Origin of the sequence: Campylobacter sp. VBCF_04 NA7 (genome assembly GCF_027737405.1) — a bacterium.
Lineage (GTDB): Bacteria > Campylobacterota > Campylobacteria > Campylobacterales > Campylobacteraceae > Campylobacter_B.
In genome coordinates, this window is sequence record NZ_JAOVTT010000001.1 from 47,964 (window position 1) to 68,008 (window position 20,045).

Sequence of the window (20,045 nt, forward strand, 5' to 3'; positions counted from 1 at the left end):
TTAAAAAAAAGAAATTCAAACTTTTTTTTAATTCCGATGATTTTAAAATTTAAGCCAGATAGCCTATCTCCACACGCCTCTGGCGCGCACTTCGCCACTTATACAAATTCCATTTCGCATGACGCAGTTATTTTGGGAGCTCTTAGCTCTTTGTGTGGTGAGGTGCTGTGGCACGGGCGCAGGTTTGGCGACTCTGTTTTGCTCATGCGCGCCAAAGCGGCGCCCTCGGTGCTCCTCGTAGCGTGGCGGTAGTGGTCTGCGTCGTAGATTGCCCTCCTCTATGATAGTGATACCATTGCCGAAATTCTGTTCGTAGCGGTATCTTGGCGGGTGATTTACATAGACCCTTTTTTCTGGTTGGATTATGATTATGTTTTGTTCGCTCTCTTTTTTAGGTTCTGGGGCTGGCTGGGGCTTTGGCAGGGCTTGCAAATCAAAATTTTGCGCGAGCCTAGTCGTATCATAACCGCCAAAACCGGTTATGTTTTTTAGCTGATTTTCATCTGTGATTTCGCGCGATTTGCGGTAGTTTATGAGCATGTCCGCCCTGCCCGCATCAAGTCCGCCAATGGTCATTAGCTCGTATCTAGTCGCGTCGTTTATGTTGATTTTGCCCCACAAAGAAGCACACAAAAATAAAAAAACAAAAAGCTTTTTCATAACTTTCCTTTTTATGAAATTTAGCCAAATTCTAGCGCAAATTTTGATAATAATGTGTAAATTTATGGAATTTCAATTTCGTAAATTTAGCGTTTGAAATTTTAAACTCGTAGATTGCCACGCTCGTTACACTCGCTCGCAATGACAAATTAAACAAATTTGCTCGCTAGTGTCATTGCGAGAATTTGCATGGCAAATTCGAAGCAATCTACGAATTTAAAATTTCGGCGCAGTATTTTGGCAGAATTTATTAAAATTTTATAAATTTTGCAAATTTAGCGTTTGGAATTTTAAACTCGTAGATTGCTTCGTCGCTTTGCTCCTCGCAATGACAGCGAATTTAGCGTTTGGATTTTTCGTAGTAAAAAGCAAATTTGCGAATTACAAAATTCGCAAATTTGAGATTAAATTTTATTTGAATAAATCGGTAGAAAGGTATCTCTCACCGGTGTCATTTAGCGTGGTTACGATGATTTTGCCACGATTTTCGAAGCGATTGGCGATGATGTTTGCCGCATAGACATTTGCGCCACTTGAAATGCCCACTAGCAAGCCCTCTTTTTGCGCCAAAGTCTTTGCAGTATCGAAAGCTGCGCCATTTGCGACCGCGATATACTCATCGATTATATCTAAATTTAGGTTTTTCGGTATGAAATTTGCGCCGATTCCTTGTATTTTGTGGCTTCCAGCGCACCCTCTACTAGCTAGTGGCGACGAATCAGGCTCGACCGCGATTACCTTTAAATCGGGGTTTTGCTCTTTGAGATATTTCGCTGTCCCGCTCAGTGTGCCTCCCGTGCCAAATCCAGCGACTAAGATATCGACTTTGCCGTCTGTATCGCGCCAAATCTCAGGGCCAGTGCTCTCGTAGTGAGCTTGTGGGTTGGCTGGGTTATCAAACTGGCTTGGGATAAAGGAATTTGGATTTTCCTCGGCTAGTTCGTTTGCCTTATCCACGGCACCCTTCATGCCAAATTGCGGATCAGTGAGCACGATTTTCGCGCCAAAAGCCGCGATTAGCTTTTGTCTTTCGATACTCATCGAACTTGGCATTGTTAGGATTAGTTTTAGCCCCATTTTCGCAGCTACCATGGCTAGTCCTACGCCCGTATTTCCGCTGGTTGGCTCGATTAGGATTGTGTCTTTGTTGATGAGATTTTGCACGAAGGCGACCTTGATGATATTCCACGCGATACGATCTTTGACTGAGTGGCTTGGGTTTAGAAACTCAGCTTTTGCAAGTATTGTCGCGTTTTTTGAAAAGGTATTAATCCTAACTAACGGAGTGTTGCCGATTAAATCTGTTACATCGTTTGCTATTTTCATTTTTTTCCTTTTTTATTTAGTAAAATTGCTTCGCAATTTTAAATTTTACGCGGGGGCGGTGCGTTTTTTAGGAGGCACTCCGCCCCCGCACCCCCACCCCGCAAAACCTTAGAGATGGCGCGCTTTGCGCGCTGGTTTCACCTAAATACTAAAATCCAAAAATTTAGTGCTTTCTTCCTTGTATTCTTCAAATTTGCTAATTGATTTGTTGAAAATTTCTAGCAGTTTTTCATCATACTCTTTGAAAAAAAACTCTAAATTTGGGTTTAAAAGCTTCAAATTCGTAAGCTTAAAGTCCTTCTCCATAGCCTTGAAAACATCGGCAAATGTGATATCCTCGATATCGCGCGAGAGATAATATCCGCCGTTTTTGCCCTTTATACTCTCGATCAATCCACCGCCTCTAAGGCCGTTTAAAATCTGCTCCAAATAGTTTTTTGAAACCAAAATTCTATCTGAAATTTCGCTAATGCTAATCGGCGAAATTTCGCTAGCTTTGGCGATTTCTAAAATCGCCATTAAGCCATAAACGCCTTTTGTAGATAAAAGTGCCATATATTCCCCTTATTTCGTTGCTTTTTCGATTGCGTTTTTAAGATCATTAATCAAATCGTCAGTGTCTTCTAGCCCCACGCTAAGCCTGATTAGCCCCGGAGTAATGCCCGCACTAAGCAATTCCTCATCGCTTGATTGCGAGTGAGTTGAGCTGGCTGGGTGAGTGATGACGGATTTGCTATCGCCGATATTTACGACAACGGCGAAAATTTTCACCTCTCGCATGATATCATCAGCTACTTTTCTACTTCCTGCATCAAAGCACAAAAGCCCGCTACATAGCCCCTCGGTGAAATTTTCGCTCACAAATTTATTTAGTGGCGAGCTTTTTAGACCTGGGTAATTTACACTTTTTATCGCTGGGTGAGATTCTAAAAATTCAGCGATTTTTTGCGTTTTGCGAGAGTGTTCTTTGACCCTTACGCTTAGGGTTTCAAGCCCCTGAATCAACTGCCACGCGCTAAATGGGCTCATAGTCGCACCGATATCGCGAAGCAAACCAAGACGAATTCTAAGCGTGAAAATGTCGAAATTTTCTACCAAATTTGTATAAACTAGCCCGTGATAGCTCTCATCAGGCTCGTTGAAATCAGCGTATCGTGGATTAGCTAGGATTTTTTTGTTTGTGCTAGCCCCGCTTACGACAGCGCCTGCGATGGTTAGCCCTTGACCGCTGATATACTTGCTCGCGCTATGCACGACGATATCGGCGCCTTTTTTGATAGGATTAAACAGCACTGGCGTGGCGACTGTGTTATCCACAATGCTGATAATGCTGTATTTATCGGCGATTTCTATGATTTTATAAAAATTTGGAATTGCCACTTGCGGATTTGAAAGCGTTTCGAAGAAAATCGCCTTTGTTTTATCATCAATCAAGCTTTCTAAATCCTCCGCGCTATCTGCGTCGAACATACGCGTCTCAATGCCAAATTTTTTAAGCGTATGGAGCATTAAATTTGAAGTTCCACCATAGACCTTTTGCGCCATGATGATATTATCGCCCGCACTTGCGACATTTGCGACCGCATAAAACGAAGCGGCTTGACCGCTAGCAGTGCCAATCGCCGCAACTCCGCCTTCAAGGGCTGCAATGCGCGCCTCGAAAATATCGACCGTTGGGTTATTTAAGCGCGTATAAATGGGACCAAGGCTTTGCAATGCAAACCTAGCTGCCGCCTCCTCGCTCGTGCCAAAGTCAAACGCTGTGGTTAGATAAATCGGCACCGCCATAGAACCACAGCCCTCTTTTGAGCTATATCCTGCGTGAGTCGCTAGTGTTTCGAAGTTAAATTCCGCCATCTCTCCTCCTTAAATTTTAAAATTTTCGGGGATTATAACACTTATTTACAAACAAGTCAATAGAGAAAATATATTTTATAAATTCCCTATTTAAAGTGTTTTGAAAAAAATATAGTTTTAATAATATATAGGAAAAATATGTAAAATAAAAAATAAAGCTAAATTTGGTATAATCGCACTTTTGATTTCAAAGGATAAAATTTGAGCCAAATAAATGAAAAAAGCGATCGTATCAAATACATCCGCGCCTTAGAGCGCTTCGCAAAATCGGCGATTTCGATTTTGAAACGAGATGATTTTGACGAGAATTTATTTAAAATTCGCGTGATAAAAAACTACGAAGTTTTAAAAAAAGTAGAAGCTGTTTATTTAGACCAGCCCTACACAAAATCGCTCGAAAACTTCGTCAAATCGGTCCTAGCGCACAAGAGCAAAGACGAGCTGATAAAAGAGGCAAATTTGTTAGAAAAACTCAAAAATTCAAAAACTTACAAAAAAGAGAAGCACAAGGGCAAATTTAGCGATGAGTATTAAGGAAAAAAAATGAAAAAAGTATTGATTTTAAGTGGGGCTGGACTGAGTGCTGCTAGTGGGCTTCGCACATTTAGGGAGAGTGGCGGACTTTGGGAGCAATACAGCGTGGCAGAGGTTTGCTCGGTGCCTGGTTTTTTAAAAGATAGAGCGAAGGTGCTTAAATTTTACGATGAGCGCAGGGCGCAATTAGCGGGTTGCGAGCCAAATTTAGCCCACCACACAATCGCGAAATTAAAAAAAGAATTTGGAGAAAAAATCGTCGTGCAAACCCAAAATGTCGATGATCTGCTAGAACGCGCTGGGTGTGATGGTGTAATTCATTTGCACGGATTTTTGCCCGAAATTCGCTGTGAGGCGTGCGGACATGTCCAAAATATCGGCTACGCGCCAATTAAGGGGCAAATTTGCGAAAAATGTAAAAGCCCTAAAATGCGCCACAATATCGTTATGTTTGGCGAGCAAGCCCCACACTACGCCGATTTATACGAGGCGTTGCAAGAGTGCGAAATGTTCGTCTGTATCGGCACGAGCGGGGAAGTGCTCGATGTAGCAGGCTATACAAGATACTTTAAAATCAGCGTTTTAAACAACCTTGACGCCTCGCGAATCGATAAATTTTTCGATAAATGCTACACCGAAAGTGCTGTTACTGCCGCGCCAAAATGGGAGAGCGATATTAGAAAATTTTTGCAAGGCGAGGCGCATGAAAACGATAATCTTTGATATGGACGGCACGCTACTTGATAGCAAAAAGGCCATTTGCGAGAGTATAAATTTCACTAGAAACCGCCTTGATCTCGCACCTTTGGAGCATGATTACATAATGAGCGTGATAAACGATCCCGCGCAAAACCCCTTTATCGCGCTGTATGGCACACAGAGTGTGAGCGCGGAGCTAGGGGCTGAATTTATGGCTGTGTATATGGGGAATTACCGCAAATTCGCCCTGCCCTATCCTGGGATTTTGGATTTGCTAAAAAAATGCAAAAATGCTGGCTTTTTCGTCGCCCTAGCCTCGAATGCTCCACAAGCTAGCCTTGCTAGCATAGCCGAATTTACGGGGCTAAGCGAGTTTTTTGACTTTATCGTGGGCGAGAGCGAGCGCATACCGCACAAACCAGATCCCGCTATGATTTTAGAAGTTTTGAAAAATAGCAAATTTAAAAAAGCAATTTTTTTAGGCGATAGCAAAAAGGACGAATTCGCCGCCAAAAGGGCAAATATCCAGTATCTGCAAGTAAGCTGGGGCATGGGCGAGTTCAGTGCGGGCGTAAAAAACGCAAAAACGCCAGAGCAGGCGTGGGAGATTATCGATAAATTCTAGCTTGGATTAAATTTAATTTTGCTATAATCGCTAAATTTTTTATCAAAAAAGAAAGAAATAATGGACAAAATCGATCAAATTATGCAAAATTTCATCGCTAGTTGCGGATACAGCGTGGCTAGCGAAATGTTTTTGACTCTTAGTTCAGGCAAAAAACTGCGCTCAAAACTGCTTTTAAATATCGCCGGAGAGAGCGAAGAGAGCCTAAGACTATGCGCTATCACCGAGCTTATTCAGGCTGCTAGCCTGCTGCATGATGATGTCATCGACGAAAGCGTAATGCGCCGCGGCAAACCCTCAATCAACGCAACCCAGGGCTCTAAAAACGCCGTTATGCTCGGCGACATACTCTACTCCAAAGCTTACAGCGAGCTTTGCAAATTTCCTAGCTTCATCGCTACTTCGCTAAGCTCGGCCGTCACCAAACTCGCAATCGGCGAAATGATGGATGTAAAAATGTCGCAAAATTTTAACTCTGACGCCCAAAAATACACCCAAATGATTTATTACAAAACCGCCGTTTTCATCGAGGAAGTGGCAAGAAGTGCGGCGTATTTGAAATTTGGCGAGGGCGTCGAGGTAGAAAAATTTGGCGAATATGGCAAAAATTTAGGCCTTGCCTTTCAAATAATCGACGATATTTTGGATATCACGCAATCAAGCGAAGTGTTAGGAAAGCCGAATTTAGGGGATTTCAAAGAGGGTAAAACTACGCTAGCGTATATTTATCTATACGAGAATTTGGGCGAAAATGACAAAGAAAAACTAAAATCGCTTTTCAAAAAAGAGCTAAACGAGGACGAAATTTCGTGGCTTAGGGCAAAATTTAGCGAGCATAAAATAATAGATCGTTGCATAAATGAAGCCAAATTTTTAGGCACTAGCGCAATAGAAGCGATAAAAGATTTCAAAAACGAAAAACTTATACAAATCGCTGAAAATATGATAAATAGGGAGTTTTAATGGCTTATATGAGTGTGAGTTTTACTCACAAAAACACAGACATTACAGTGCGTGAAAAGCTATCTTTCACAAACGATGTGCGAAAAAAAGAAATTTTGCGACTTTTGTGCTCGAATGCGAGTATCAAAGAGTGCATGGTGCTAAATACCTGTAACCGCGTGGAAATTTTCGCTAGTGTAAGCGATTATGAGGCTGCGTCGAAATTTACCCTGCTTGCGCTATCTCGCGTCAGTGGCGTGGGGCTAGACGAGCTAGAAACCAGGGCTGATTTATACGATGATGATGGCGCGATTCATCATCTTTTTTCGGTCGCAAGCTCGCTCGATAGCCTAGTTGTCGGCGAAACGCAAATCGTAGGCCAGCTAAAAGATGCGTATAAATTTGCGCTTGAAAACAACAACACAGGCGAGGATATCAAAAGCGCAATCGACGCTTCGCTAAAATGCGCCGCTAGCGTGCGCACAAAAACCGAAATTTCCAAAAACCCAGTATCTGTTTCAAGCGTAGCAGTATCCATGGCAAAGGAAAAATTAGGCTCGCTTCAAGGCGAGGAAGCCATAGTGTGCGGGGCTGGCGAGATGAGCGAGCTAGCGTGCAAACACCTGCTCGCAAGTGGCGCGAAGATTACAATTTTAAACCGAAATTTAAAAAACGCCGAAATTTTAGCCAAAAGCCTAGGGGAAGGCGTGAAATTTGATAGCTTAGAGAATCTAAAAAAATATGTCAATATCAATAGACTATTTTTCAGCGCGACAAGCTCTGCTACGCCTATAATCACCGATGAAATCATTGAAGCCAAAAATTTCAAACGCTACTTTTTCGATATCGCCGTCCCGCGCGACATAGAGCTAAGCCAAAGCGAGGATATCGTCGTATATAGCGTCGATGATTTAGAAGAAATCGTCAAAAACAACCTAATCTTGCGCGAGGAGCAGGCTCACAACGCCTATGCAATCATTGGGGCACAAACCAGCGAGTTTTTCGATAGCCAAAACGCCAAAGCAGCCACCCCACTCATCAAGGCCCTACGCGCCAAAGCCAGGGATATAGCCGAAATCGAGCTAGAAAAAGCTATCAAAAAAGGCTATTTAAAAAACAGCGACAAAGAAGAAGCCAGAAAGCTAATTCACCAAGTTTTCAAATCGTTTTTGCACACACCAACGACAAATTTGAAAAATTTAAAGAGCAAGGACGAGATTGATTTCGCGACAAATTCGTTAAATGAAATTTTCGCCCTTAAAGAAAATTACGAAAAATTTTTAGACTACGAAAATAGCAAAACAATGGAGAATAAAAATGAAATTTAGCAAACTTTTTGCACCGACATTTAAAGAAGCGCCAAAAGACGCCATTTTGCCAAGCCATATTTTCTTGCTTAGGGCAGGATTTATCGAGCAGTTAGGCAGCGGACTTTATAATTTCATGCCGCTAGGGAAAATGGTTTTAAACAAAATCACGCAAATCGTGCGCGAAGAAATGAATAACGCAGGCGCGCAAGAAGTCGCATTTAGCGTGGTTACACCAGCTGATGCGTGGAAGGCAAGCGGCAGGTATAACAAATACGGCAAAGAGCTTTTGCGTCTAAAAGACCGCAAAGAAAACGACTTCGTCCTAAGCCCGACAAACGAAGAAAGCGCCGTGCTAATGGTGGCGAACAAAATCACCAGCTACAAGCAACTCCCGCTTCATATCTACCAAATAAACACCAAATTCAGAGATGAGGCAAGACCGCGCTTTGGGTTACTTCGTGGGCGCGAATTTACTATGAAAGACGGATATAGTTTCCATGCAAACGAGGTTGATTTGAAGCGTGAATTTGATCTCATGGAGCAAACATACACCAAAATTTTCACCCGTCTTGGGCTAAATTTCCGTGCCGTCGAAGCCGATAGTGGCGCAATCGGCGGAAGCGGAAGCAAGGAATTTATGGTTTTAGCGGATAACGGCGAGGACGATATTTTAGTCTGCGCTAACTGCTCTTATGCTGCTAATATCGAAGCAGCGCACCGCGCTAAACGCACAGCCCCTTGCGAAGCGCCAGAAACCGAGGGTATGATGAAATTTCACACGCCAGGCACCAAAACAATCGAGAGCGTGGCTGAATTTTTCAAAGTGGATAAATTTTTTACAATCAAAGCCGTGATGAAAAAGGCAATCTACGAAGATAGCGCAAAAATCGTGGTTTTCTTCGTGCGAGGCGACGATGATTTGCAAGAGACAAAGGCACAAAACGCTTGTGGTGCGCTAGAACTAATCGACGCAGATGAGAGCGAAGTGCGCGAAGCTGGGCTTGTGCCTGGATTTTGCGGGCCATTTGGTCTGCCAAGAGATATTGATTTTTATATCGATGTCGAGCTTGAAAACGAGCGCGAAATGATAGCTGGGGCAAACGAAGAAAACTACCATTTAATCGGTTGCGCGGTTACGAATTTTAACAAAACTCGCTTCAAAGATTTAACCGAGGTCAAAGCTGGGGATAAATGCCCGTGCTGTGGGGGCGAACTGCGCGTTACAAAGGGCATTGAAGTAGGACACATTTTCCAGCTAGGACAGAGATATTCAGACCCTATGGGAGCGAAATTTTTAGACGAAAACGGCAAAACACAGCCATTTTTCATGGGTTGCTATGGTATCGGCGTGAGCCGTTTAGTCGCAGTCGCAGTCGAGTCTAGCCACGATGAGAAGGGTTGCGTGTGGAGCAAAGAGCTATCGCCTTTTGCGCTAGAAATCATCATTTCAAATGCAAAAGATGAAAATATCGTCAATTTTGCGACTGAGCTTTACGAGAAATGCCGAAATTTAGGCATTAACGCCTTGCTTGATGATAGAAATGAGCGATTTGGCGTTAAGATGAACGATTACGAGCTTATGGGATTTCCATACGCCCTGCTAGTCGGCAAAGGCTTGGCTAATGGCGAAGTAGAGTTTATCGAGCGCAAAAACCTAGAAAAACAAAGCGTCAGCGTGGATAAAATTTTTGATTTGATTAAAGAAAAGTTGGCGTAAATTTTGTAAATTTAAGGGAAAAAAATGAAAAAACTTGCCATAATTGCGCTATTTGCGCTGTTTTCTTATGCGCAGATTAACCCGCAGTCCCAGGAGCTGTATTCGGACGATGCGCACAGCTACACCCTAGTTCAAACCGGCAACGAAAATTTAGACATTTTGCTAAAAAACCGCCTGTTTGGGATTTGCGAGGGCGAGAGTATCGACGAGAGATGCGCGCTTTTGCTAAAAAGCTTGGACGCGAAAAAATACGCCACAAGTTTAGTAGAACAATCCAAAGCCCAAGCCGATAAAGAAATGGCTCAAAATGGCGATTTGGACTTTCATAGCGAATTTAGCGCCGAGCAGAGTTTTATCTCGCAAATCGGCAACCTAGCCCAAATCAAGCAGTTTTCATACTCGTATTCTGGCGGAGCGCACGGCATGGAGCACACGAGCTATATCATCTACGATTTACTCGCAAACAAGAAAATCGACATTACAAATGTCCTAATCGGCGCGGTTAGCGTGGAGCCCCTATACAAGGAGATTTTCAAGGGTTACAAGGATATGCTTCGTGCAGATATCATAGCCTCGCAGCCAAACTGCGACAAAGCCTGCCAAGAGCGCGATATTACAGAGTTTATCAAGACATTTTGGGTGGATAATCTGCCAGAAGATATCGTTTTTAAAAGCGAATTTTATTTCGCCAAAGAGGGTGTGGCGTTTGTCTTCGCGCCGTATTTCATCGCGCCGTATGCTATGGGCGAGCCCGAAATCATCGTGCCTTACGAAAATTTAAAAGGCATTTTCAAAGATGAATTTTTAAAATTTTAACAAATTTAGCGTAAAATTTTACGCTAAATTTTACATAAAATTCAACGCAAATTTAATTTTGGAGAGAAAATGAGAGCATTTGCAGAATGGGAAAATCAAAACGCACTTTTAGTTTCACTACCTCATGAGGACAGCGACTGGGCGCCGTATCTGGGCGAGATTAGTAGCGCTTATACGCACTTTATCCGCGCTGTGGCGCAGTTTCAGCCGCTCATAGCTATCGCACCAAAACGAGCAGTATTCGACAAAATCTGTGGCGAAATAAACGAAAAATTCGCCGTTAATTTCGTGCAGATCCCTACAAATGACACTTGGATACGCGATTATGGCGCGATTGATGTCGAAAATGAGGGCAAGGTAGAGGCGCTAAATTTCACCTTCAACGCTTGGGGCGGGAAATTTGATAGCGAAAAAGATAATGCACTAAATGCTACGCTTTATGAAATTTGGGGCAAAGCGCTGCGCGATGTCGATTTGATTTTAGAGGGCGGAAGTGTCGAATTTAACGGCGCTGGCGTGCTGATGACGACCGAGGAGTGCTTGCTAAATGACAACCGAAATGCCCTTAGCAAAGAAATTTTGGAGCAAAAGCTAGGCGAAATTTTTGGGCTAAAAAAAATAATCTGGCTTAAAGGCGGATTTATTCAGGGCGACGATACAGACTGCCATATCGACACGCTGGCTAGATTTGTGGGCGAAAATCTCGTTGCTGTGGCTTCGTGCGATGATACTAGCGACATACACTACCCTGCCCTGCGCTCGCTAAAAGAGCAGATTTTAGCGCATGGATTCGAGGTCGTCGAGCTTCCGCTTCCAGCGCCGATTTTTTACGAAAATAGGCGTTTGGGGGCGACTTATGCGAATTTCGTATTTGTAAATGGAGGACTTATCGTGCCTACTTATGGCGATAAAAACGACGAAATCGCGCTCTCTCGCCTCGCAAAGGCTTGCCCAGGGCGCAAGGTCGTTGGCGTAGATGCGCGGGTTTTTATCCGCCAAAACGGCTCGCTTCACTGCTCGTGTATGAATAAATTTAGCGATAAAATTTAAAATTTAAAGGCAAAAAATGAAAAATTTAAAAGTAGGACTAATCTCACACAAATTTTACGGCACCAAATCAGCCACGATAGCGCGCACCAAGGAGCTTATCGCCGAGGCTGCGAAAAAAGGGGCGAATTTAATCGTGCTTCAAGAACTCCACCAAACTCACTATTTTTGTCAGCGCGAAAACACCGAAAATTTCGACTATGCGACAAATTTCGAAGACGATGTGAAATTTTGGGGCAGTATCGCCAAAGAATTTGGCGTGGTGCTTGTGGCTTCACTTTTTGAGCGCAGGAGTGCGGGGTTGTATCACAACACGGCTGTGGTTTTCGAGCGCGACGGCGCAGTATTGGGAAAATACCGCAAAATGCATATCCCAGATGATCCGAATTTTTATGAAAAATTCTATTTCACGCCCGGCGATATGGGCTTTGAGCCGATTGATACGAGCGTGGGAAGGCTGGGCGTGCTGGTGTGCTGGGATCAGTGGTATCCTGAGGCTGCGCGCGCAATGGCGCTTCGTGGGGCGCAGGTGCTAATCTATCCGACTGCGATTGGCTGGTTTATGGGTGATGATGTGGCTGAGAGAATTCGCCAGCTAGAAGCGTGGGTTGCGGTGCAAAGAGGGCATGCTGTGGCAAACTCACTACCTGTAATCGCTGTAAATCGTGTGGGGTTTGAAAAAGCAACTCTTAGCGAAATTTCGCCAAAAGAAATTTTATCTAATAGCAAAAAAGCTTATAAAGCTGGAAATGCCTGCGATGATGAGGGAATTTTGTTTTGGGGAAATAGCTTTGTTTTTGGTGCGCAAGGCGAGGAGCTATTTCGTAGCGAGTGCGAGAGCGAGCTGTGCGAGGTCGTGGAGATTGATATGCAAAGGTGCGAAAATGTGCGCAGGTGGTGGCCGTTCTTGCGCGATCGCCGAATCGAAAGCTACGGCTCACTTTTAAAAAGATTTGATGATTAAGGAAATTTAGTGCATAAACCACCTAAGGATAATTACAACGGCATATCTTATGAGACTATGCAAGAGCTCGAATTCGAGCGACAGCGCATAAATAAAAAGCTAAGTTATATTTTATATTTTAGTATTTTTATTAGCTTTATTTTAACTTTTCTTTTTGGCTATTTTTTTGATGAGTTGGGATTTATTAGAACATTAATTTTAGTTTTGCCTATATTTCTTATAGTTTTTTCTATTTTATATCCTTTAATAAACTCGGATGTATCGAATATAAAGCCCAAATTTAAACACGCCGTTATAGAAAAAATCGTAAAAGACATAAACCCAAATTTCGCATATCGCCCGACCTCATCCATAGGCGAAAAGGAATTTTTCAAACCAAATCTTTATAATAGAGCGCAAGAAACTTGGTGGTTTAAGGGCGATGATTTTATAGATGGCAGGCATAATGGGGTTTATTTTAGGATGAGCGATATCGATTACTATGTGCTTCGAAGCGCGGGCAGAAGCGTCTATGCCAAACACCTATTTTTAGGAATTGTTTTTATCGCGAAATTTTATAAATTCTTTAACTCTCGCGTTTATATCATCCGAAAAAACAAAGACACTGGATATACGAGAAACTACGGGAAAAAGATAAATATCGATAATGTCGAATTTAGCGAACAATACGATGTTTATGCAGACGATGAGATAAGCGCCTTTTATATTTTATCGCATAGTTTTATGGAGGATTTTTTAAATTTAGCTAAGCGGATGAAATGCGAGATAAACGCCGTTTTTTACCGCGATAATCTCTATCTTTATATCAACAATAGGCGGGAAAATTTCGAAATAGATTTTGGTATCTCGCAGACGCTAATCCCGATTATTTACAGAACGCATAAAAAAATGATTTTAGAAATTTTAAAAATAATAGATGATTTAAATTTAAATTCGAAAGTTTTCAAGCCTAGCTTGGGCGGGAATTCGGGCGAAAATTTGAGCGAAAATTCATAACGACTTTGGGCGCAAAATATCTAGCAATAATTTTAAACTTCGCTTGTTATGCTTTTTTACCCATTACAAGGCACTATGCAGAAATTTTATTTTCAAATCCAGCTTGCTACAAACTTGGATACTGCACCCGAAAATTTTATTGTATAAATTTTGCCATAAGTGTCATTGCGAGCAAAGCGAAGCAATCGCTAAATTTCAAACTAAGCGCAGGGTAAATGGCAAAATTTTAAACTTTAAAATTCTGCCATTTTATGATTGATAATTTAAAATTTGACGATTGCCACGAAATTTTGCGAAAGCAAAATTTCTCGCAATGACAATGGCAAGCAAAATTTGGCGAAATTTCGGCGCAGTATCAAAGCTTGCAGACAGCGGAATTTTACTATTTCACATACAGGATAAACTCAGCGTATCCGCGCTCGCTCATTTTTTCAAGCGGGATAAATTCGAGCGAGGCGCCGTTTATGCAGTAGCGCAAACCGCCCTTTTCCTTGATGCCGTCCTCAAAAACATGCCCCAAATGCGCCCCGCCAAGCCGCGAGCTAACCTCCGTGCGCACCATGCCGTGGCTAGTATCGCGCGCATAATCCAGCGCGTCGGTAGTAATCGGCTTAGAAAAGCTCGGCCACCCGCACCCTGCGTCGAATTTATCCGTCGAGCTAAAAAGCGGTTTTTTCGTAACGACATCGATATAAATGCCCTTTGCGTCGAGTTTATCAAATTCGCTCGTGTATGGGCGCTCCGTCGCCTTTTCTTGCGTCACGCTAAACTGCAACGGCGTTAGATTTTCCTTCATCTCTTCTGGGCTAGGGAGCGCGAACCTGCTCTCGTCATAAAGCGGTTTGCTCGCCAAATTTAGGTCGATATGACAATATCCATTTGGGTTTTTGCCAAGGTAGTTTTGGTGATACTCTTCTGCGCGCGCGTAATTTTTCAGCACTGCGACCTCGACTGCGATTTTTTCCTTGTATTTTTTTTGTTTTAAGGCGATGAAATTTTGCAAAAATTCCTTGTCGCTCTCGTTGGTATAATAGATCCCCGTGCGATACTGCCTGCCGACATCATTGCCCTGTTTATCGACGCTGACCGGGTCAATCACTCTGAAAAAATGCTCCAAAATCTCGGCAAATGCCACAACATTTTCATCAAATTTGATTTTTAGCGTTTCGGCGTGGCCTGTGTTTTTGAGCGAATAATAATCCGTTTTTTCGCTATTGCCGTTTGCGTAGCCAACCTCGCTGCTCGCGACGCCCTTTACTCGCCTAAAATACCCTTCCATACCCCAAAAACAGCCACCTGCTAAATAAATTTCTTTTAAATTTTGATTTTTGCTCTGCACGCTTTCGCCCTTTAAATTTATTTCATCTGCGCCTAAAAACAGCGCAAAACATAGTAAAAATTTTAAAATTTTCATCATTTTTGCCTTGTTTGATTAAAAATTCCCTGCGATTTTAGCGTAAAATTTTAAAATTTTAAGTTAGTTGATAAAATTTATTGATTATTTCAGGCGAGCGATATAGGACATGAGTTGCCCTAGGGCCACGCCACTATCGTTACTCGGAGTGGTTTTGTGTAGGTGAAATTTCACCCCAGCCTCGCTAAATTTTCGCACTACCAAATCCAAAAGCGTGGCGTTTTGAAAAACCCCGCCACTTAGCACAACCTCTAAATTTCGCTCTTTTGCGATTTGAAGCATTATTTTAGCGAGCGCGTTTATGAAATTTGACGCAGCCACGGCCGGCTCATCTTTTAGCGCGCTTAAAAAGGCGTTTTTCACGCTGATTTTCTCGCCCGTGATTTCAAATTTATATCGTTTTTCGCTCTCACTCGTGATTTTGCTCTCATCAAAGAGATTTTCCAAACTCATACCGCTTTGGCCGTCGAAACTCACGCTTTTTAGGGCGCAAATCACGCTTGCAAATGCGTCAAAAATGCGCCCAAGCGAGGTTGTCTTTGGCGAGCGCGGAGAAATTTTGGCTAAATTTGAAATTTCATTTTGGCTAAATTTCGCCAAAAACTCACTCGCCTCGCTTTCAATGCCAAAATTAAAAATCAGCGAAATTGCGAGTTTGTAGATATTTTTGATCGAACTCTCACCACCAATTAGCGCAAATTCGTCAAAATGCAAAACCCTTTTGTAGCCAAATTCGTCAAATTCCAGCACTTCGCCACCCCAAATCGCGCCGTCTGCACCATAACCCGTGCCGTCAAAACTAAATCCAAGGTATTTTTTACCACTTCCAAGCAGATCATTATCCGCCAAATTCGCAACCAAATGTGCGTAATGGTGCTGAAATTTCACCACTTCAAAGCCCAAATTTTCAAAATGTTTCGTGTGCAAAAAATTCGGGTGCAAATCTCCCAAAACAGCGTCAAATTTCAAATCATAAGTTTTAATGAAAATATCCAAAAGCGCGAAAAATCGAGCATTTGTGGCGATATTTTTCAAATCTCCGATGTATGGGGAAATAAAAATTTGCCCGTCTTTATATATTGCAAACTGGTTTTTTAGCTCCGCGCCAAGGGCGAGAAACGAGCCTTTATGAGTAAATTTGCTTTTGAAAATTTGCGGATTTAGCCCACGCGAAGCGCGCAAATATTGCGTAAAATTTTGCGAATTTTGCTCCGTGATTTCTGCGATACTCTGCGCCTGATTTCGCACCACAAAGCCCACGCTATCGTCGCTTGGCGTGATAATCTCTCTGTCATTATCCAAATAAAAATCAATCACACCGCCCAATTTTTGGCGCAAACTCGCCTCATCGTAAATTATCGGCTCGCCACTGATATTCGCGCTCGTAGCGATTAACGGGCGATTAAAATACTCAAAAAGTAGCAAATGAATGCCCGTATTTGCTAGAAAAATGCCAACCTTGCCTAAATTTGGCGCAACCGCCCTAGCAAGGGCTAAATTTTGCGGATTTTTCGATTTTTTAACCAAAACAATCGGCTTAATTTGCGAGTTTAAAAGCTCTTTTTCACTCTCGCAAAACCGGGCAAATTTTTTAGCCATTTTCTCATCTTTACACATTATAGCAAATGGCTTATCAGGGCGATTTTTGCGAATTCGTAAGGTCGCTACGGCGTCTTCGTTCGTCGCGTCACACATTATGTGAAATCCGCCAAGCCCCTTTACAGCGACTATCTCGCCACGAGATAAAATTTCACAAAGCCTAATAACAGCCTTTTCGCCAATACCCAAAATTTCGCCATTTTTGTTTTTCAAAAAGAGCTTAGGTCCGCACTCCGCGCAAGCAATCGGCTCGGCGTGATAACGGCGATTTAGCGGGTCAGTGTATTCGCCACCGCAAAACTCGCACATTTTAAACTGCGACATTGTCGTATTTGCGCGGTCATAAGGGAGTTTTTTGATAATACTAAGTCGCGGTCCGCAATTCGTGCAGTTGATAAATGGGTAGCGGTAGCGTTTGTTTTGCGGGTTGTAAAATTCGCGCCTGCAATCATTACAAATGGCAAAATCAGGCAAGATTGGGTTAAATTTCGCCGAATTTTGCGAAGAAACGATTTTAAAATCATTATAAATTCGCGGTGAAATTTCATAAATTTCAAGTTTATCAATCCGCGCAAGTGGCGGAAGCTCGCTATAAATGCGCTCTTTAAGCCGCGCTATTTGCTCGCTCGTGGCGTTTGCGTGGATTTTTACGCCCTCGCCGTCGTTATAAACCTCACCTTTTATGCCTAAATCGGTGCAAATGCGGTAGATAAACGGGCGAAAGCCCACGCCCTGCACAGCTCCTGCAATCTCGATTTTAACGCTCACAGCCTTGCAAACCCAAATACGCCGAGAAATCAAGGCGAGATTTGCCAAGCACGAGTGTGGCGATGTTTGCGAACCTGCGCTCGGCAAAGAGCGAACCGCTAAGCACGCCAGAATCGTATAATGCCTCGTTTGCGTCAGCCAAATCGCCGATAAATCTAGCCAGCGTGTCGATTGCGCCGTAGCTTAAAACCTTGTCATCGACGCCTGCTAGCTTGTAGCTCATCGCTGAACGAAGCGTTTTAGCGAAGTTAAAATCGCCGTTTTCTTTAAGCTCGAAGTCTAGCTTCATGCCCTTTTCGCCCAAAAACTCCCCAGCGCACTCTAACAAATACTGCGCGTCTTTGCCAAAAATCACGCGAGAAAGCAGTTCAAAATAGCCATAAAAACTAGGTTTGATTTCGCTAAAATCGGCATTTGCGCGTGCATAATCTAGGCTAAATTTTGCGCTAAAATTTGCCAAAAGTTTCGCGCCTGTCTCGTCGCTTTTGATTTCATCAAAAAGAGCGTCTAAATTCGCAGGCATAGCGAAATTTAGGAGTTTGCGCTTGGATTTGGCTTCGTAAATCGCAATCTCATCGGCGCAGTTTTTCGATACAAACACCCTCATCACGCGCGAATCAAAAATCTCTTTTTCCTTGCAAATAAGCCCAAAATGCGTAATTTCATCGCCAGAAGCAAGGAGCGTTTTTTCAGCTTCGCTCATAAATTCAGAGTTTTTTGTGATAAGAAATCTATCCTCAATCACACATAAATTTAAAAATTTATTTTTGTTTCCCTGTGCGCCTTTTGCGCCGACATAGTAGATTTCATCATCTTCGAGCCGTTTAAAAAGCGCGAACGAAAAGAGATCGCTACACATTTTCACATCGAAAAATTTAGGCGATTTTGGGAAGGAACTACGAAAAACGCTGTTTGTTTTGAGGCGTAAAATTGGCTTTTCGTATGTCGCAAGGGCGATTTTTTGCTTGTCATCGGTGATGAAAATTTTATTAAACGATTTTAGACCAGTAGCGACCATAAAGTCTGAATTTTCGAAATTTAAATCAGCACTTAGGCTAAATTTCTCACCATTTAGCGAAATTTGCAAAATTTGATTATGACGCAAAATGCGGTAAGAATACTCGATTAACTTGCCAAAATTTTGCTTATTTACAGCGACGAAATTCTCGCCGTCAAAAATGCTAACACCGCTTAAAACTCCAAATTCGTTTTCTATAAATTCGCCACTTTGCAAAAATTCGTGAATTTGGCTTGGGGTGAAATTTGAAAATTTAGGCAAAAATTTAATCTCGTCGCTTTTCTCGCAAACTTCCTTCAAATCCCCTTCGCCAGATACCACCTCCACGCTCGATTTTGCCAAAAACGCAGAATTTGGGATAAGCGCCATGAATTTATCGCTAAATTCGAGTAGCTCTTTTTCATCTGCTTCGACATAGAGTGTGGTTAAATTTTTGTCTAAATTTAGGGCGTATTTCAGCCCAGCCTTGCGCGCATAAAAATCCAAAAAATAGGCGATTAAGCCGTTGTTATTCAAATAATCAAATTTAAAAGAAATTATCAATTTTTGCCCTTAGAATCAAAATTTTCAGCGATATCGCGCACGCTTAAATTCCCAATTTTTTCGCACACAAAACCGCGAGAAGCGATAAAATCTATCGCCGTGCGCTCCATAATCTCGCTAGATTTCAGCACCTCATCGCTCACGCTAAAACTCATCGGCTCTATGCGCATTGGCACCACGGCTAGGATTTGCGTGCGTGGTCTATCTCCACAAAGATCTAGCATTTGCAAGGTTTCTAGCATCTCCACCTCGTGAGCCGAACCGCTCCATTTCACGCTTTTTGGCATAGCCTCGTAGTCGAAGAAATACACATCGCCGATACTGCCCTCGTCTGCGTCGATACAATCAATCAGCAAAATTTCGTCGAATTCGACCAAAATGTGCATTAAAAGCGCAGCCAGCGTGCCTCCGTCGATGAATTCGATACTATCATCAGGTGAGTTTGGGGTGAATTTGTAGTTTTGTTGCAGTGCGTGCATAAAATGCACTCCGACACCTTCGTCGGAGTACATAATGTTACCTATACCGATAACACCTAATTTCATTTTTGAACCTTGAACTTATAGCCGCTAATGATAGCGTCCATAGCTCCGTCTTGTCCTTTTACAGCGTTGAAAACAGCCATATAAACATGCACAGGGATAAATAAAATAAGGAAATTCATCGATAAATGGTGGATAGTGCGAACCTCGCTTAGACCACCCATCATAGCTTCGATTGGGCGCATTAAATCATAAATCATACCGCCAAGTCCGCCGTGATACATATGCACATGAAGCACAAGGCCAGTAATACAAATCAAGGCTAAAATGATGTAAAATGCCAAATACGCAATGAATTGCAAAGGATTATAAACGCCGTGCAAATGTGGGTGTTCGCCTAAAAATAGGTAAAATTTGATCTGCTCGATCCAAACCCTAGGATTAATAAAATCCTTGATACTAACTAGCTCTTTTCTGCTGTGTTTATCGAACAAAAACAGATATGATTTGTAAAGCATAGCCGCCATTAGCACGAAACCTGCCACTAAATGCACGAAGCGAATTTTAGCTTGCAAGAATAAATTTGGCTCAGAGCTAATCTCTGGGGCTATGAAAACATAAGCCAAATAAAATCCAGTAATTACAAGTATGACGATAGCGATAGCGCGTATCCAGTGGGTAAGGCGCAATCCTATCGAAAATTCATACTCGGCTTCTCTTTTTTTCAT

General features: G+C 42.6%; 19 protein-coding genes. 10 read left to right on the forward strand and 9 right to left on the reverse strand.

All coding sequences use genetic code 11. The features are described 5' to 3' along the window. Window positions 1-63: 63 nt before the first annotated feature. From OFO00_RS00230 to OFO00_RS00245, 4 genes are all read right to left on the reverse strand, one after another. A complete protein-coding gene (locus OFO00_RS00230) occupies window positions 64-660 on the reverse strand; it encodes a hypothetical protein (RefSeq protein WP_270864409.1) in 597 nt (198 codons plus the stop codon). Between the two features lie 411 nt (window positions 661-1,071). Beyond that, window positions 1,072-1,986, reverse strand: coding sequence for a cysteine synthase A (gene cysK, locus OFO00_RS00235; RefSeq protein ID WP_270864410.1), 915 nt, complete (start codon window positions 1,984-1,986; stop codon window positions 1,072-1,074). 141 nt (window positions 1,987-2,127) lie between these two features. Beyond that, window positions 2,128-2,541 (reverse strand): RrF2 family transcriptional regulator, encoded by a 414-nt coding sequence (locus OFO00_RS00240; protein ID WP_270858939.1) that lies wholly within the window; start codon window positions 2,539-2,541, stop codon window positions 2,128-2,130. Window positions 2,542-2,550: 9 nt separating this feature from the next. Beyond that, entirely contained in the window at window positions 2,551-3,843 is a 1,293-nt protein-coding gene (locus OFO00_RS00245; RefSeq protein ID WP_270864411.1) for an O-acetylhomoserine aminocarboxypropyltransferase/cysteine synthase family protein, read from the reverse strand. Between the two features lie 201 nt (window positions 3,844-4,044). On the opposite strand from OFO00_RS00245, the gene OFO00_RS00250 reads away from it, so the two are divergent. The 10 genes from OFO00_RS00250 to OFO00_RS00295 all read left to right on the forward strand — a co-directional run bounded on the left by OFO00_RS00250 (window position 4,045) and on the right by OFO00_RS00295 (window position 13,493). Continuing rightward, window positions 4,045-4,377 carry a hypothetical protein gene (locus OFO00_RS00250; protein ID WP_270864412.1) on the forward strand — a complete coding sequence of 111 codons (333 nt, stop codon included), beginning with the start codon at window positions 4,045-4,047 and terminating at the stop codon, window positions 4,375-4,377. 9 nt (window positions 4,378-4,386) lie between these two features. After that, window positions 4,387-5,100 carry an SIR2 family NAD-dependent protein deacylase gene (locus OFO00_RS00255; RefSeq protein WP_270864413.1) on the forward strand — a complete coding sequence of 238 codons (714 nt, stop codon included), beginning with the start codon at window positions 4,387-4,389 and terminating at the stop codon, window positions 5,098-5,100. Next, a complete protein-coding gene (locus tag OFO00_RS00260) occupies window positions 5,081-5,701 on the forward strand; it encodes an HAD family hydrolase (protein ID WP_270864414.1) in 621 nt (206 codons plus the stop codon). The genes OFO00_RS00255 and OFO00_RS00260 overlap by 20 nt, the downstream gene beginning before the upstream one ends. A gap of 60 nt (window positions 5,702-5,761) precedes the next feature. After that, a complete protein-coding gene (locus OFO00_RS00265) occupies window positions 5,762-6,664 on the forward strand; it encodes a polyprenyl synthetase family protein (protein WP_270864415.1) in 903 nt (300 codons plus the stop codon). After that, window positions 6,664-7,971, forward strand: coding sequence for a glutamyl-tRNA reductase (hemA, locus tag OFO00_RS00270; RefSeq protein ID WP_270864416.1), 1,308 nt, complete (start codon window positions 6,664-6,666; stop codon window positions 7,969-7,971). Before OFO00_RS00265 ends, hemA begins: the two co-directional genes overlap by 1 nt. Next, window positions 7,961-9,670, forward strand: a complete 1,710-nt coding sequence (locus OFO00_RS00275; RefSeq protein WP_270864417.1) for a proline--tRNA ligase — start codon at window positions 7,961-7,963, stop codon at window positions 9,668-9,670. The genes hemA and OFO00_RS00275 overlap by 11 nt, the downstream gene beginning before the upstream one ends. A gap of 24 nt (window positions 9,671-9,694) precedes the next feature. Continuing rightward, window positions 9,695-10,486, forward strand: a complete 792-nt coding sequence (locus OFO00_RS00280; RefSeq protein ID WP_270864418.1) for a DUF3298 and DUF4163 domain-containing protein — start codon at window positions 9,695-9,697, stop codon at window positions 10,484-10,486. 69 nt (window positions 10,487-10,555) lie between these two features. Continuing rightward, window positions 10,556-11,536 carry an agmatine deiminase family protein gene (locus OFO00_RS00285; protein WP_270864419.1) on the forward strand — a complete coding sequence of 327 codons (981 nt, stop codon included), beginning with the start codon at window positions 10,556-10,558 and terminating at the stop codon, window positions 11,534-11,536. Between the two features lie 16 nt (window positions 11,537-11,552). Further along, window positions 11,553-12,497, forward strand: coding sequence for a carbon-nitrogen hydrolase (locus tag OFO00_RS00290; protein WP_270864420.1), 945 nt, complete (start codon window positions 11,553-11,555; stop codon window positions 12,495-12,497). A gap of 9 nt (window positions 12,498-12,506) precedes the next feature. Beyond that, window positions 12,507-13,493 carry a DUF3137 domain-containing protein gene (locus OFO00_RS00295; protein ID WP_270864421.1) on the forward strand — a complete coding sequence of 329 codons (987 nt, stop codon included), beginning with the start codon at window positions 12,507-12,509 and terminating at the stop codon, window positions 13,491-13,493. Between the two features lie 382 nt (window positions 13,494-13,875). On the opposite strand, the gene msrB is transcribed toward OFO00_RS00295, so the two are convergent. The 5 genes from msrB to cybH all read right to left on the reverse strand — a co-directional run bounded on the left by msrB (window position 13,876) and on the right by cybH (window position 20,045). After that, complete coding sequence (gene msrB, locus OFO00_RS00300; RefSeq protein ID WP_270864422.1) at window positions 13,876-14,907, reverse strand: peptide-methionine (R)-S-oxide reductase MsrB; 1,032 nt, start codon at window positions 14,905-14,907, stop codon at window positions 13,876-13,878. 84 nt (window positions 14,908-14,991) lie between these two features. Continuing rightward, window positions 14,992-17,274: a carbamoyltransferase HypF gene (hypF, locus tag OFO00_RS00305; protein ID WP_270864423.1), complete on the reverse strand. Its 2,283-nt coding sequence runs from the start codon at window positions 17,272-17,274 to the stop codon at window positions 14,992-14,994. Beyond that, complete coding sequence (locus tag OFO00_RS00310) at window positions 17,264-18,835, reverse strand: hypothetical protein (RefSeq protein WP_270864424.1); 1,572 nt, start codon at window positions 18,833-18,835, stop codon at window positions 17,264-17,266. Before OFO00_RS00310 ends, hypF begins: the two co-directional genes overlap by 11 nt. Beyond that, entirely contained in the window at window positions 18,832-19,380 is a 549-nt protein-coding gene (locus OFO00_RS00315; RefSeq protein ID WP_270858957.1) for a HyaD/HybD family hydrogenase maturation endopeptidase, read from the reverse strand. The genes OFO00_RS00310 and OFO00_RS00315 overlap by 4 nt, the downstream gene beginning before the upstream one ends. Further along, window positions 19,377-20,045: a Ni/Fe-hydrogenase, b-type cytochrome subunit gene (gene cybH / locus OFO00_RS00320; protein ID WP_270861780.1), complete on the reverse strand. Its 669-nt coding sequence runs from the start codon at window positions 20,043-20,045 to the stop codon at window positions 19,377-19,379. Before cybH ends, OFO00_RS00315 begins: the two co-directional genes overlap by 4 nt.

What these genes read in the sequence shown, in the direction of transcription:
- OFO00_RS00230 (WP_270864409.1), bottom strand. Translation starts at nt 660, where the DNA reads ATGAAAAAGCTTTTTGTTTTTTTATTTTTGTGTGCTTCTTTGTGGGGC.
- cysK (WP_270864410.1), bottom strand. Translation starts at nt 1,986, where the DNA reads ATGAAAATAGCAAACGATGTAACAGATTTAATCGGCAACACTCCGTTA.
- OFO00_RS00240 (WP_270858939.1), bottom strand. Translation starts at nt 2,541, where the DNA reads ATGGCACTTTTATCTACAAAAGGCGTTTATGGCTTAATGGCGATTTTA.
- OFO00_RS00245 (WP_270864411.1), bottom strand. Translation starts at nt 3,843, where the DNA reads ATGGCGGAATTTAACTTCGAAACACTAGCGACTCACGCAGGATATAGC.
- OFO00_RS00255 (WP_270864413.1), top strand. Translation starts at nt 4,387, where the DNA reads ATGAAAAAAGTATTGATTTTAAGTGGGGCTGGACTGAGTGCTGCTAGT.
- OFO00_RS00260 (WP_270864414.1), top strand. Translation starts at nt 5,081, where the DNA reads ATGAAAACGATAATCTTTGATATGGACGGCACGCTACTTGATAGCAAA.
- OFO00_RS00265 (WP_270864415.1), top strand. Translation starts at nt 5,762, where the DNA reads ATGGACAAAATCGATCAAATTATGCAAAATTTCATCGCTAGTTGCGGA.
- hemA (WP_270864416.1), top strand. Translation starts at nt 6,664, where the DNA reads ATGGCTTATATGAGTGTGAGTTTTACTCACAAAAACACAGACATTACA.
- OFO00_RS00275 (WP_270864417.1), top strand. Translation starts at nt 7,961, where the DNA reads ATGAAATTTAGCAAACTTTTTGCACCGACATTTAAAGAAGCGCCAAAA.
- OFO00_RS00280 (WP_270864418.1), top strand. Translation starts at nt 9,695, where the DNA reads ATGAAAAAACTTGCCATAATTGCGCTATTTGCGCTGTTTTCTTATGCG.
- OFO00_RS00285 (WP_270864419.1), top strand. Translation starts at nt 10,556, where the DNA reads ATGAGAGCATTTGCAGAATGGGAAAATCAAAACGCACTTTTAGTTTCA.
- OFO00_RS00290 (WP_270864420.1), top strand. Translation starts at nt 11,553, where the DNA reads ATGAAAAATTTAAAAGTAGGACTAATCTCACACAAATTTTACGGCACC.
- msrB (WP_270864422.1), bottom strand. Translation starts at nt 14,907, where the DNA reads ATGAAAATTTTAAAATTTTTACTATGTTTTGCGCTGTTTTTAGGCGCA.
- OFO00_RS00315 (WP_270858957.1), bottom strand. Translation starts at nt 19,380, where the DNA reads ATGAAATTAGGTGTTATCGGTATAGGTAACATTATGTACTCCGACGAA.
- cybH (WP_270861780.1), bottom strand. Translation starts at nt 20,045, where the DNA reads ATGAAAAAAAGAGAAGCCGAGTATGAATTTTCGATAGGATTGCGCCTT.